General features: G+C 40.2%; 12 protein-coding genes. 8 read left to right on the top strand and 4 right to left on the bottom strand.

The window, feature by feature from the left end; genetic code table 11:
* The first annotated feature begins 239 nt into the window (after window positions 1-239).
* Window positions 240-446, top strand: coding sequence for a 30S ribosomal protein S21 (rpsU, locus tag HYD_RS02895; RefSeq protein WP_236864761.1), 207 nt, complete (start codon window positions 240-242; stop codon window positions 444-446).
* Between the two features lie 6 nt (window positions 447-452).
* Window positions 453-1,343 (top strand): hypothetical protein, encoded by an 891-nt coding sequence (locus HYD_RS02890; protein WP_236864759.1) that lies wholly within the window; start codon window positions 453-455, stop codon window positions 1,341-1,343.
* A 365-nt stretch (window positions 1,344-1,708) separates the two neighbouring features.
* On the opposite strand, the gene HYD_RS02885 is transcribed toward HYD_RS02890, so the two are convergent.
* Entirely contained in the window at window positions 1,709-1,906 is a 198-nt protein-coding gene (locus tag HYD_RS02885; protein ID WP_236864756.1) for a hypothetical protein, read from the bottom strand.
* 300 nt (window positions 1,907-2,206) lie between these two features.
* Complete coding sequence (locus tag HYD_RS02880) at window positions 2,207-2,545, bottom strand: hypothetical protein (protein ID WP_236864754.1); 339 nt, start codon at window positions 2,543-2,545, stop codon at window positions 2,207-2,209.
* 79 nt (window positions 2,546-2,624) lie between these two features.
* Between HYD_RS02880 and HYD_RS02875 the strand changes: the two genes are divergently transcribed.
* The 6 genes from HYD_RS02875 (at window position 2,625) to HYD_RS02850 (ending at window position 11,479) form a co-directional block, all read left to right on the top strand.
* The gene (locus HYD_RS02875; protein WP_236864752.1) at window positions 2,625-3,698 is read left to right on the top strand and encodes a hypothetical protein; all 1,074 of its coding nucleotides are present in this window, start codon (window positions 2,625-2,627) and stop codon (window positions 3,696-3,698) included.
* A gap of 76 nt (window positions 3,699-3,774) precedes the next feature.
* Window positions 3,775-4,938, top strand: coding sequence for an alanine racemase (gene alr / locus HYD_RS02870; protein ID WP_236864750.1), 1,164 nt, complete (start codon window positions 3,775-3,777; stop codon window positions 4,936-4,938).
* Between the two features lie 130 nt (window positions 4,939-5,068).
* Complete coding sequence (locus HYD_RS02865; protein ID WP_236864748.1) at window positions 5,069-5,872, top strand: MlaE family ABC transporter permease; 804 nt, start codon at window positions 5,069-5,071, stop codon at window positions 5,870-5,872.
* 100 nt (window positions 5,873-5,972) lie between these two features.
* The gene (locus HYD_RS02860; RefSeq protein WP_236864746.1) at window positions 5,973-7,679 is read left to right on the top strand and encodes a SurA N-terminal domain-containing protein; all 1,707 of its coding nucleotides are present in this window, start codon (window positions 5,973-5,975) and stop codon (window positions 7,677-7,679) included.
* A gap of 75 nt (window positions 7,680-7,754) precedes the next feature.
* Window positions 7,755-8,726, top strand: coding sequence for a hypothetical protein (locus HYD_RS02855; RefSeq protein ID WP_236864744.1), 972 nt, complete (start codon window positions 7,755-7,757; stop codon window positions 8,724-8,726).
* A 188-nt stretch (window positions 8,727-8,914) separates the two neighbouring features.
* Entirely contained in the window at window positions 8,915-11,479 is a 2,565-nt protein-coding gene (locus tag HYD_RS02850) for an LPS-assembly protein LptD (protein ID WP_236864743.1), read from the top strand.
* Window positions 11,480-11,624: 145 nt separating this feature from the next.
* Here the strand turns inward: HYD_RS02850 and HYD_RS02845 are convergent, their stop codons facing one another.
* Together HYD_RS02845 and HYD_RS02840 are read right to left on the bottom strand one after the other, a co-directional pair.
* Window positions 11,625-12,164: a haloacid dehalogenase-like hydrolase gene (locus HYD_RS02845; protein ID WP_236864738.1), complete on the bottom strand. Its 540-nt coding sequence runs from the start codon at window positions 12,162-12,164 to the stop codon at window positions 11,625-11,627.
* A 30-nt stretch (window positions 12,165-12,194) separates the two neighbouring features.
* Window positions 12,195-12,479 (bottom strand): FtsB family cell division protein, encoded by a 285-nt coding sequence (locus HYD_RS02840; protein WP_236864737.1) that lies wholly within the window; start codon window positions 12,477-12,479, stop codon window positions 12,195-12,197.
* Between the last annotated feature and the right edge of the window lie 143 nt (window positions 12,480-12,622).

Here is a 12,622-nt window from a genome sequence, read left to right as displayed (position 1 = left end):
GGGGACACGCGCAGTCTGTTTTAATAATTTTGCTTTGTCAATAGTATGATTAAAATTTACGATATTTTAGCTACAAAACAATCAACTTTTCAAGTTACTGTGCTCGACAAATACCCTATAACGTTACAAAAATCTGTCCGGATAACCATTATAAAAACCATAGAGCGCACCAATTACTGTTGAATTGCTGGTCTAGCTGCAATATAATTGTTCGGTAGATGTTGTAACTGGGGTCTTGTGTGCTTCCTGTAATAGTTAGAAATGGGAATGTTGAACGCGCTATTCGCGTATTAAAGAAGAAAATTCAAAGAGATGGCGTAATAAAAGAACAAAAAGAAAGAAGATTTTACGTTAAGCCATCTGAAAAAAGAAAGAAGAAGAAGGCGGAAGCCATGAAGCGCGTGCAGAAAAATTTGCAAAAAAGAATGCAAAAGGAAGGTTTCTAGTTCCCGATGGGTCCTTTTCCTTTGTCTCGCGGCCTTCTTTTCTTCTGGGCTGTTTGCGGCTTTTTTGCTTGCGATAATTGTGTTGGGCTGCTTCGGTCTTGTCCTGCTTCGGCTAGAAAAAATCTCGGCGAAAAAGAGCTTGTGTGTAATATGCTGCTCGACGACACAGTTAAACGGGTTGTTGTGTTGTCGTCTTGCGCTAAAATCGTCGTGACTGGAAGTAAGGATAGGGTTTTTTCTTCCTTTATAAGAGTCAAAAACTCTTCTCTTGGGAAAGACTTAATAAAACGAAGTTTTGGCGCCATTATAGTAGACGCGCTTAGCGGCGTTTCCAGAGAAAATGCTGGAAAAATAGAAGTTGCGTGCGATATAAACGTCCCTGAAAATATAGATGTGTTCGTAAAGGGCGAAAAGTTAAACGTCTGCCTTTTTGGAATGAAAAAGAATCTGCGCGTAAAATCGAGCGAGCTTTTTCTTAGAAGCTCGAAAAGCAGCCTAGAGTCTGCGTCCATAAATTCTTGCAAAACGGACGTAAGTATAGATTCAATAAAGAAAGATTTATCTATCACATCTAGAAGCGCTGTTGCTAAAATCCAATATTCCGAACACTCAATTACGGAAAGAAAAAAGGTAAATGGATTAACGCTGGAAAAAAAGCCGTCAATAAAAATAAATATATCATCTGGAGAGGTTGGTTTGTTTATGCCAAGCTCGGCCAGAGTCATGATTAAAAAGTCCTCGAATAGAAGCCGCTCGCACAATTGCAGCAGAACAGAATTAAAGAGTGGTCGATTCGGACGCATAGAGTCTGAGTTTGAAAACAGCAAAGATTATGACTTTTCTATCAGCTTCAACGGATCCCCATCTGCTATCGTTAGAGTAAAAAAAGCCAAATAGCTGGCGGCTTACCAACTTATTTAAAGATTATGACTTTTCTATCAGCTTCAACGGATCCCCATCTGCTATCGTTAGAGTAAAAAAAGCCAAATAGCTGGCGGCTTACCAACTTATTTGCCGAATAACACCTGTATTGACGCGTTTTTTCATGCTTGATATCATGTGCCCGTGTTCGCCACGTTTTGCGCGCACCAGAATCCCAGAACCAGCACAGGATAGGAAGATGACGGTTGCGTCACACCTGCGGCTGTCTGGCGGTAGAATTAGGAAAAAATTATAGTGAATGCTCCGATTGTTTTGTCGTTAGCTCTTCTTTGCTCCAGTACATACATGATTTCCATCGGAGCTTTTTGTTATTCGCCCTCTTATTTGATAGCTTTATCGCTTTTCCCTATGGCTATTTCAGTCTCTGGCGCTAAACTCATGATGTCGATCTCTAGAACATTTGACTCCTCACTTAACTCGCCGTCTGCAAATAAAATAGCGCTCGCATCAGATAACTTTTCGCAAAAATCGATCTTTATGCTTTCATCGACGTTCGTCATTGCCTTATTCTCTGCCATAGCCTTCGCTTCCTTGTTTAATTTCGATCTTTGCGCAGAAGGCTATCACCAGTATTTGCTTATAAATGGTGGAGATACACACCCTCTGTTCCTTAGCACATATTATCAGCTGTTTCACTATGTCGGACGCATATTTAACCACAGCGTAGCGGGATATCGATTTTTGGTCTTGCTAATTGCTCTTTTGCTTTCTCAATTTACCGCAAAGGTGGTCTATGTTTATGTTGCTCAGGAAGCTCCGTGGCACCGCGAAGTCTATGCAAAAAGAATTTTTCAGACATTTGCTGCTGTACAATCGTTCTATATATACACCTTCGTCAATAATTCTTTATCATATTTTTCCGTTGCGGTGTTCGCGTCATACTTATGGGTAGCCGGAGTAGTTGCGCGCATGCTCGCTGCGCAAAATAAAAATTGGGATTTTGCATCGTACGCGTTGATTTGCCTTTCAATATTCGTTGCCTTTTCTGCGCGTCCATCGTTCGGACTAGCAATGATTGCAACAACTCCTATTTTTATGTTCGCATCTGATAAATTAATGAATCCGGATTTACTTGAAATAAAAACATTAAAGACAGCCTTTTCAGCTTTATACAGATTAACAATTCCAACATTTTCAAGCGCAATTATAGTTTCCATATATTGCGCTAGCAATTGGAGCATATACAAGCACTTCCCAGACCTATACCGAGCACAGCTGCGTGGATATAACGCATCCATGCTGCGAAATTATCTGCTTGACCTTTCGTGGGCTCTGCATCATAACATCTGGATAATTGTCTTCACTTCAGCTGTTATAGCGATAATGTATTCATACAAAAAAGGTCAGCAATACCCGCTTCCATGCAAGCTTTTCCGGCTAGCGGCACTTCTGTTCGCAATAAGTCTCATAGCTGCGAACATCTCACGAATAGGTTTCCAATGGTGGAGCCCAAAAACTTGCGGAAGAATGTATACGGCCGTTTGCTTTTTCGCCTCAGTTGTGACGTTCTTTTCATATTCATGGTTTAGCAAACAGCTTGGAATATCAAAAATTTCCTCAAAAAAGAGAATTTTTCTGATATTCGCGTGCGCCATTCCATCTATCATGTCCTCATTTGGAACGGCCTGTTTTCCGTGGTATGTGATAAGTCACTCCGTAGGAATCTTTAGTATTCCGATCATCGTGTTCGTATACGACGTCACAAAAGCGTTTGAAATAAACAATTTTTATTCTTTGCTCTTACCGGCAACGTCATTTTTATGCATATTCCCATTCATAATTCGCAATCACATATACAGATATGAAAACTGCTTAAAAATTACACAAAATAAAGTGCAGTCAAAAAATAGCATTTATTTAAAAGGAGTTTCCATAGACAAAGACAATCGCAAGTGTATCGATAAATTGATCTCATCTCTACACAAGAAAGAGTTTGATTTTCAAAGAGACCGCCTTTTTGTATTTCCATATATAGCTGGAATGGCAGCTCTCAGCGGAGCAAAGTCTTTTGGGTGTTCGTTTCAATGCTCAAGCCCTGATGAAAAAACTCGCACAGAATTTGGGATTCTTGATTCTCTTTTCATAGACCTTGAGCCGAAAAAAAACATAAGATACGTGTATATACTTTCTGCAAATGTTCCCATGGGAAAAAATCTGCATGAAAAACTGTTTAGCTCGATAAAACCTTGTTCTAAAACGATGGCGACAAGCATAGGAAAGTGCATAAACTATCACCTGAGAAAAGAAAATTTTCTGAAGTTATATGGCCCGTATATACCTACTAATTCATCGAATGAAGCCAGCAATTAACAATCCTAACGGCGCTTTCACTTATTGAAGCAACTCTGTATAGTTATTCGTATCGCATATTTGACAAACTCCAGTCGTGTTATACTTAAACACCTTATTACACAAGGGATATTGCGGAATCAAGTCATCGACTCCATGCAAACTTGCATCCGAATATAAAGAAGAATTAAACAAGTATATAAAAATAGATCTTAACGCAATAAAATATAACTATCGCGCAATAGCAGCGCTTGCAAAAAATTCTGAATGCGCACCTGTTGTAAAGTCAAACGCATATGGCACCGGAATGATAGCCGCGACGCAAGCATTAGAAGAAGAAGGTGCCAAAAAATTTTTTGTATCCTCTCTCGATGAAGCCATCTGTCTCAGAGAAAATTTCCCATCAATAGAAATTTTATGTCTAGATTGGTTTAGCGATAAGGCTCTGAAATGCATGGACCGCCTTAGAATTACTCCGACCATAAACTCTTTTTCTCAGGCAAAAATGCTTGAGTCATACGCAAAAAATGTGCAAAAAAAAATTAGCTGCATCGCCTGTATAGAAACGGGGCTTTATAAGTTTGGAATTAGCGAAAACGATATGGCTGCGCTAGCTGTCGACCAGTCATTTAAGCAATCTACCAGCATTTCACTGATATTTACTCATCTGGCAGCATCATATATCGACGTTGAATTCAATAAATTTCAAATAAAAAAATTCGATGATATATGTAAAAAATGGCCCTCAGCAAAAAAAAGTGTCGCGGCGTCTGGAGGAATATACCTTGGAGATGAGTATCTGTATGACCTGGTTAGGCCTGGACGCGCACTGTATGGCGTTCCAAGGCTAGATTCGGCCGTTCCTATAAAAGAAACGACAAAAAATGTCGCTTCTCTGTACGCTAAGATCATGCATATCCATCACATAAAAAAAGGAGAGAGCGTTGGTTATGACAGAACCTTTATAGCAGACAGAGATTCTCGAATAGCCGTTGTTGGCATAGGATATGCCGACGGTCTTCCATACTCTATGAGCAATTGTGGTTTAGCCTTCATTAATGGCGTTAGGTGTAAATTTGCCGGCCTTATTTCCATGAATGCTTCCACTATCGACGTAACAGACGCTAACTGCAATAAAAAAGATTGGATAGAGTTTATAGGAGATAATATAAGCCTTGCTGAAGCAGCAAAAGCTATAAAAACAACTCCTTGGGAACTTTTGACAAACGTCGGATCAAGAATCCAACACCTATACACCTAGATTCCCAAGAAATATTCGATATAACGATCTATATGTTGCTGTCTAGCGCTGGAAGCAGCATTCCGCTTCCGCTGGAAAAAAGAGGCTCCGTTAAATAACGACATCAACCGAACAATTATGGTATGCTGCTGTGTGCTCGCGTGAGGAATCGGAAACGATGAGGTTTTTCAACATGGTTGGCCACGTAGGACTGTGCATTTTGTCAGTTATACGAACGTCTGGCGCCGTTGTCTGCTTTTTTTTCAAATGTTCTACAAAAGGCCTGCTACCACCAGTTTATTTTCGACAAATATTCAAGCAAGCCATAGACATAGGCCTCATGTCAGTAGCTATTATATCGTTCACCGCCCTGTTCACCGGTATGGTCCTTGCTCTCCAAACATATACCGCTTTTTCGAGGTTCGGAGGCGACCAATCTGTGGCAGATGTCGTTGCGTTATCAATAGTAAGAGAACTTGGCCCCGTTCTGAGCGGACTTATGATATCTGGAAGAATCGGCTCTTCAATAGCAGCAGAAATAGCCACTATGCGCGTCACGGAACAAATCGATGCTCTTCACACATTATCCACAGACCCTATTAAGTATCTTGTGTTTCCGCGCATATTTTGCGGCGTCACTCTCATGCCATTTCTTACAGTAATAGCTGATGTTATTGGTATATCAGGAGGGTGCGCCGTATCTGTATACAAATTCCACTCTGAGGCAACATCTTATATAGGAGAGACTTTTCAAACTGTTGCCCTGTCAGATATCACGGCAGGAATCATAAAATCTGTATGCTTTGGGCTTATAGTCACGCTTATGGGATGCTATCACGGGTATAATGCGTCTAAAGGAGCAAGAGGCGTAGGTACTGCAACTACTAACTCTGTTGTATCTTCTTCAATACTGATACTGATTTTTAACTATGTATTGACGGCAATTCTGTTCTAAAATAGCGCTTTTACAATTTGGCCAAACATTGTCCGACGCAACCTAATAAAGCACATCTATTGAAGCTCATGTAGCAAGCATGTATCATTGGTTTCGTTGGATGACTTTGTTTTTCTTCTCAAGTATGGAAACCCCGAAAAAAAAAGACTCTTGGTTAACAAAGGCTGTTTTTATCACCATAGCGGTGAGCTTTGTTGCAACGTCGTTTAGGCAGGGAGCTCTTAGGATGGGAGATCCTGCCGTACTCACCATAGGTGGCCGCGAGGTCAGAACAAAAGAATTTCGCCGCCTGTTTCAAAACAAAATCTCTATGCTAAGCGTATTATATGGAAACGTTTCAAAAGAAAGCCATAGGCGCGAGATAACGGAAATGGCTATTGAATCTGTAATAAATGATAAGCTTTTGGATCTAGAGCTTGAAAGGCTCGGAATTGAAGTATCTGATAACATGGCTATGGAAAATATAAAGAAGAACCACGAATTTTTTGACAAAAACGGCAAATTTAGCTCTAAGATATTTTGCGATAAAGCTTCATATTTCGGTTTATCAGAGAAGCTTTTTATAGAAGAAGAAAAAAAAGCAATAGCTAGAGAATTGCTCACTCAGGCCCTTAAGGCCCAGCTCTTATGCCCGAATGTTCTGCTAAACTCCATAATAAAGGGGAGGTTTCAGAAGCGCTCTTTCGCATACAAATTTTTCAACGAAAACACTGTTACGGTCCGCGCTCCAGAAGAATCAGATTTAAAAAAAATGTATTCTGACATGAATGGAGAGGTTTATGCGCCTGAATATAGATCATGTTCCATAATTTATATATCCGTCACAGACTTAGCCAAAAAAATTTCTATAAAAGAAGCGGAAATTCGAGAGCTATATAAAAATCGAGGAATAACTGCTGAGTTTGAAACAGTAAAACAAGACCTAGAAAATGAACTCAAAGCATCTGCCGCTAAGAAAAAAAGAGAGTCTATAATTTCCAAAATAGAGGATTTTCTTGGAGAAGGTAGATCCATAGAATACATTGCTAAGCAACTTTTCCTTCCTATATCAACAATCACAGTCGACGAAAAAGGAAACGACACCAGCGGAAAAATGGAAAAAAGCTTAGGGTTCATAGAAATGAAGGAAAAGGCTAAGGACGCTCGAACCTCTTTGCTATCAGCAATATTTGGAATGAAGAAAGGGCAGGACCCAGAATTAAAGCATGTATTTGGCGGAATTTCATATATGATCGCCCTAAACAAAATATCCCCAAAGAAAAAAATGTCTTTTGCAGAAGCAAAACGTGTTCTAGAGAATATGTGGACTGCGGCAAAGCGTAGGGAGACCGCTGTGGCCTTGGCAAACGAGTATAAAGACAAAATATTGCAGAACGGAAAGATAGATGAAACATCCATCTCTAAGACAGACTGCATAATAGAGCAAGGAATTTCTGTTACAGATTCAGAAAATTCGTCCCCACCAGCAGTAAAAGAAGCAGCTTTCTTCTTCCTCAAGCCAGGAGAGTTGGCAGTGGTTCCGGTTAAAAATGGCGCGTATGTTGTGGGATTGATCCGCATCGACGTTGTAGACCCAGATACCATACAAGAAGACGAGCGATCTGCTCTTGAAGACGGAGCTGTATCAGAATTGCAGAGAGTTTTTTGGTCGGCTTACCTTAAAACTCTACGTCACAGATACCCAGATTTGAGCGTAAAAAGAGCGAATAATGCTGTCGGGTTGGAGGGCGAAGCCTATCAAAACAGCTGTGATAGCTTTTCAGACGAAGATGCCGAGCAACCTCTTTCTGATATTAATGATGATTAATATTTTCTACTTGTATACGAATTAACAATCGTGTAGCATGTGTTTCATTAAGAATTGTTAATTTTCTGAGAAGCCATGGCTTTGTTCTATACTAAGTTTGCCTCTTTTTTAGGAGCCTTAGGAGTTTTTGCTCATAGTATCCAGAACGCACAAGCAGAAATCTATGAGCGCCAATTTTCTTTTTATTCTTCTTATAAGGAAAGCAATAACTTTAAACAGACGGCCATAGCAACCAGCTCTTTGATCTATGACTCCTCTAACTCACAGATTTTTCATAACAGCGTTAGCATACTAATAGTTCAAACTATGGAACACATATTTGCATGTATAGGAAAAGTTCAAGCTGAGAAAAATTCAAAGCGCTGCTTCTTCAAATTTTATAAATTCTCTTTACCTTCTGAAAATTACCCTTCCAATTATAGCTGCTTAGACGATCTAACATGCGACTCAACATACTATTCTGAAACACCAAAATTTACTACGGCAGACGCGGCGACAAACCTATCAATCGATTTCCCTTATTCTGTCGATTCAAAAAAAATAGTCGATTATTCTATAGAACCAAAAAAAGAAAATGAATGCACCCAAAATGCTTTTCGTATAGATATTAACAAAGAAAAACATGGCATAAGAAGCATACAACCAAACCTTGCAGAATCCATAAAGACTGAGAACAATCAAAAGCCAGAAAACGAGGGAATTGCAAATGGTTGCCTTGCACCAAGAAACGAACGTTGCAGCTTCGAAGACAAAACGGTAAGTGAGTCCCCTCAATCAATCATGATATTTCAACCAAAAGATATCGAATTGATACCTTCAGAAGCGGAAAAAAGCTATGAAGAAAACGAACCTTGCCAAGAACCAATCTCGGCAACACTGATCCATGATGACGACACTGAGTATGTACTAGAAGACAAGTTAGTCAAGGAAATAAATGACAACGAAGCTAAAATTACAGAGGCTAGAGTTATGGCAGCTAGAAAAATTCTTTCAATCGCCTTAAGAAAACTAGAAGAACAGATAAATAATAATTCCATGAGACATTGATAAATGAATGAAACAAGCTTCAGAAGCGGCAACTTTGCTTGCCTAAAAAGCCGCTTGTAAAAAACTGTAAAAATCTTTTAAAAAGTTCTTTGGGCCGCAGAATGCAGGGAAAAACCTCCTTGTATCAAGATCCATTAATGATGTAGCATAGCTAGTTGTTAGGTTATGTTAGCTTCATTTGAGGAATTGTGACTTTGCGGCACAGTTGGTTTACGTTATTTTACGCAGCTCTACTTCCGTTTACCGTCTATTCTCATACAAAACCATCTGGCAAAAGAGTTAGCCTATCCAAAGCAGACATAGAAAAAAAGAAAAGCATGCCCGTAGTCCTCATGGCTGACAGTGTTAGCTATGACAAACGCTTAGACGTTGTAGTTGCAGAGGGAGATGTCGTAATACTACAGGATGGACAATCTGTGTTCGCAGACAAAGCCATATACAACGAAAAAGCTGGAGAAATTATTGCAGACGGGAGAGTATTTCTCCAAGACTATAACGCTAATATCGCGTTCGCGAATCACGTTAATCTTTCAAAAGACCTAGAGCGCGGAGTCGTGGTTAATCCTATGGTCATTACGAGTAAACGAGAGCGAGTTACAGCAAAAGTCGCTACAAAAAATGGAGACAACCAGCGCTTCACAAGCGCCTCATACACCCCATGCGAGCGTTGCCGAGACAGCAGATCTCGCCCGCCGGTCTGGTCTATACATGCAGACAAAATCGACGTAGACAATAAAAATAACATGATCGAATATGAAAATGCAGAAATAGACCTTTTAGGGATTCCAGTCGGATACTCCCCATACATTTGCTGCCCAATAAGAAGGAAAAGTGGTTTTTTATTTCCAAAGGCCAGTATATACAAAACCACTGGCTTTTTTGCTGCAACGCCTTATTACTTCGCTATAAATAAAAGCACAGAGCTTAAAGTAACTCCGTACGCTTTTGCAAAAGCTGGCGCAATGCTGTCAGAAAAATTTAAACATAAATTTAACGACGGAGAAGTTTCCATTAGTGGAGCCGTCGCACAATATAAAAACGAATACTTTCTTCGCGGCACTAAGGTCCTAAAAAAAAGAGCTATATCAAAAGCAAGAGCTGCTCGCGTACCAGCCACCAGAGGGTATGGGGAAATGAAGTCTTTTCTTCCGATAAATGATAACTTTTCCTTAAACATATATGAAATAGCTGCAAGCGACCCCACATTTTTTAGAGCCAGACCTTTTTTTGGAAAAAGAAACGCATCATTTCTGGAATCCAATTCATCAATAGACGGATACTTCGTAACTCCGCGCTCATTCGAAAACCACTATGTGCGCGTAGAAAGTCTTCACTATCAAAGTTTGTCAGCCCACGACACTTTATACAAACAAAGCCATGAGTCTTCGCCCGTTATACTCCCATCTGTTAACTATACATATGTAAGCCCCGCGCTTTTGTGGGGCAGCCGAGCAATGGTTGATGTTGGAGCTCTCTCCTTAGCACGTAAATTCGGAAACAATATGCAACGCGCATCTGTTCAACTTTCGTGGACAATGGACGCCATAGCTCCTGGAGGACAGCTTTTTACTCCTTTTGTTCACATAAGAGAAGATGTGTATCACAACAAGCAAAACCGCATAAAAAATGAACTACACTCCCTTTATTTCAAGAATAAGCGTCCCGACTCCAGAGCGAAAACAGCTAAAGCTCTGGTATGCGAGAAGTCGGAAACACCATCTTCAGAAACGTACTTCTACGACGATATAGAGGATGTCTTCGATGAGCAACAACAGTCCGATCAGCTTCTTTTTTCTCAAAAATACAAACCGATGAGAAAAATATCGACAAATAAAAAATTTAAAAATTCTGCGAACAGAATGTTCCCGCAGGCCGGAGTAGGCTGGAAAATGCCATTTTTCGTTGATGAATTAGGCGGCATTACCATAAGTCCAGTAGCACAAATTGTAACATCTACTACAAAGAAAGACAGTATCAAAATACAAAATGAGGACAGTCTAGGGGTTGACTTCACAGACGGGCAAGTGCTCCAAGAAAACCGATTTCCTGGGAAGGACAGGCTCGATTACGGATCTAGATGCAATTATGGAATCGATATAAGCAGAAGAATATGTTCAAGCACAGTAGCGGCATTCCTTGGCCAGAGCTATTCATTCTCAAAACCTCCAGAGATTATGAAATCGATCGGCATAGAAAAAGGGTTTTCAAATGTCGTTGGAAATGCTCGAGCAGACTTGTTCGATGGATTTGTCGACGTTATATACAGATTCAGGGTGAATAATAAGCATCTAAGTCCAATGTATCAAGAAGCAACGTTCTCGCTTGGTCCCAGCGAGCTGCGCGCTCATGGAACATATACTTTCCTCAACAGGCCTGCGACAACTGATAAAAAACAAAAAAGATTCGAACAGCTTTCGTTTGCATTGAGTTCCTCATTCGCAGAATTTTGGAGCGCTTCAGCCGGTTGCATATTAGACCTTAACGGTATGCGCCGCCACACCAGTTTGGAAAAAGTTGATAAAATAATGCCAATTAGAAAGAAAAAAGAGGGCCGTTATCATCGCCATGATAATACGCTTAGTAAATTTGTCTCCATCTCATACAACGATGAGTGTTTTTCTGCAGGAATATCTTTGAAGCACTCAATATTCAAAAGCAGAGATGTGCGGCCCGGGATGACAGTGTTATTTTCGGTTGTATTTAAGGGGCTAGGCGGAGTCAAACAAAGCGTTAACAGTGGAATTGGAAAATAGGTTCTCCGCTCATAAAAACCAGTACACAGAAGATCCGCGGGCTCTCGTCTATATTTTTTCTTCTATGACAAAGCAATACAACCAGTCCAAAGGCCTCTCTTGTTAGCAATATATTTTGCTGTTCACAACAGAATAGCCCAGACATCTAGTCTACGAACCTGCAAATCATATTCTGCTCACGTCTTTTTATTGCTGACAAAACAGAAACAAGAATCCAAGAATTTTTCACAATAATTATCTCTGATGCGTAGCGCCATACAAACATGTCTCTATAACTATCTCCTATATAAGCAAACCGGAACTTCCCAAACCTTTCTGCAAGGTACCGAGCCTTATTCCTTCCAACAAGGTGACGGAAACCATCACTACCAATAGCATCATGGAACAGACCAATTCTTCCAGCAACTTCATCAGCAACTTTCTGATCTGCGCCAGTAACAAGAAAAATCTTGATTCCACAGTCTCGACGCTCTTTCAAAAAACTAACCAGCCCAGCTCTGAACTCAAACACTTGCCCGGAAAAATCTATCCTCGAACACACGCTCTTTTTTACAGCCGCCCACCTCACTGACGAAAAATCCTTCAGTAAAAAAAGGCGTTGCTCCAGATACAGCCTAGCAACCATAGGCAAAGTGCTTCCACGAAGCAATGTTCCATCAAGATCAACGCAAATCGGAAAATCCATATTTCGAACCAAAAACCATGACTCTTATACCTATCTCTTGCCCTTACCGCCGGGAAGTAGAATAACAAGCTTTTTGTTGTCTATATACCTAAGCTGCTCCCATGCCAATTGCTCCAAAGAATCTTTATCTATATCATCTTGCATTACACTTATCTTATCCATAAGCTTAGCACGCTGCCTGCTGAGAAGGTCTAGCTCACTCTTCGCCTCCGAAATACGATTTTTATGTTCTATCCATGCTATATATCCCCTTTTTCCATACACTGCGTGGTAAGAAAAATAACAAAACATCCACGCAAAAAAAACAATTACCATGTATTGAAAACGAAATCCGACGCTCCCCATATGCAAAAGTCAAAAACGAACGAAAGCCCATGAGATAGTGTATATCAAAATTGGCAAGTATGAAAACAAATCCATACACTAGTCGCAACAAACAAAAACATACAAGCAGCAAA

Origin of the sequence: Candidatus Hydrogenosomobacter endosymbioticus (assembly GCF_021654655.1) — a bacterium.
Classification (GTDB): domain Bacteria; phylum Pseudomonadota; class Alphaproteobacteria; order Holosporales; family GW7; genus Hydrogenosomobacter; species Hydrogenosomobacter endosymbioticus.
This window is presented reverse-complemented; position numbering and strand designations above follow the sequence as displayed.

Coding starts and splice junctions, on each gene's coding strand:
- HYD_RS02890 (WP_236864759.1), top strand. CDS start 453: ATGGGTCCTTTTCCTTTGTCTCGCGGCCTTCTTTTCTTCTGGGCTGTT.
- HYD_RS02885 (WP_236864756.1), bottom strand. CDS start 1,906: ATGGCAGAGAATAAGGCAATGACGAACGTCGATGAAAGCATAAAGATC.
- HYD_RS02880 (WP_236864754.1), bottom strand. CDS start 2,545: ATGGAAACTATAATTGCGCTTGAAAATGTTGGAATTGTTAATCTGTAT.
- HYD_RS02875 (WP_236864752.1), top strand. CDS start 2,625: ATGCTGCGAAATTATCTGCTTGACCTTTCGTGGGCTCTGCATCATAAC.
- HYD_RS02860 (WP_236864746.1), top strand. CDS start 5,973: ATGACTTTGTTTTTCTTCTCAAGTATGGAAACCCCGAAAAAAAAAGAC.
- HYD_RS02855 (WP_236864744.1), top strand. CDS start 7,755: ATGGCTTTGTTCTATACTAAGTTTGCCTCTTTTTTAGGAGCCTTAGGA.
- HYD_RS02845 (WP_236864738.1), bottom strand. CDS start 12,164: ATGGATTTTCCGATTTGCGTTGATCTTGATGGAACATTGCTTCGTGGA.
- HYD_RS02840 (WP_236864737.1), bottom strand. CDS start 12,479: ATGGTAATTGTTTTTTTTGCGTGGATGTTTTGTTATTTTTCTTACCAC.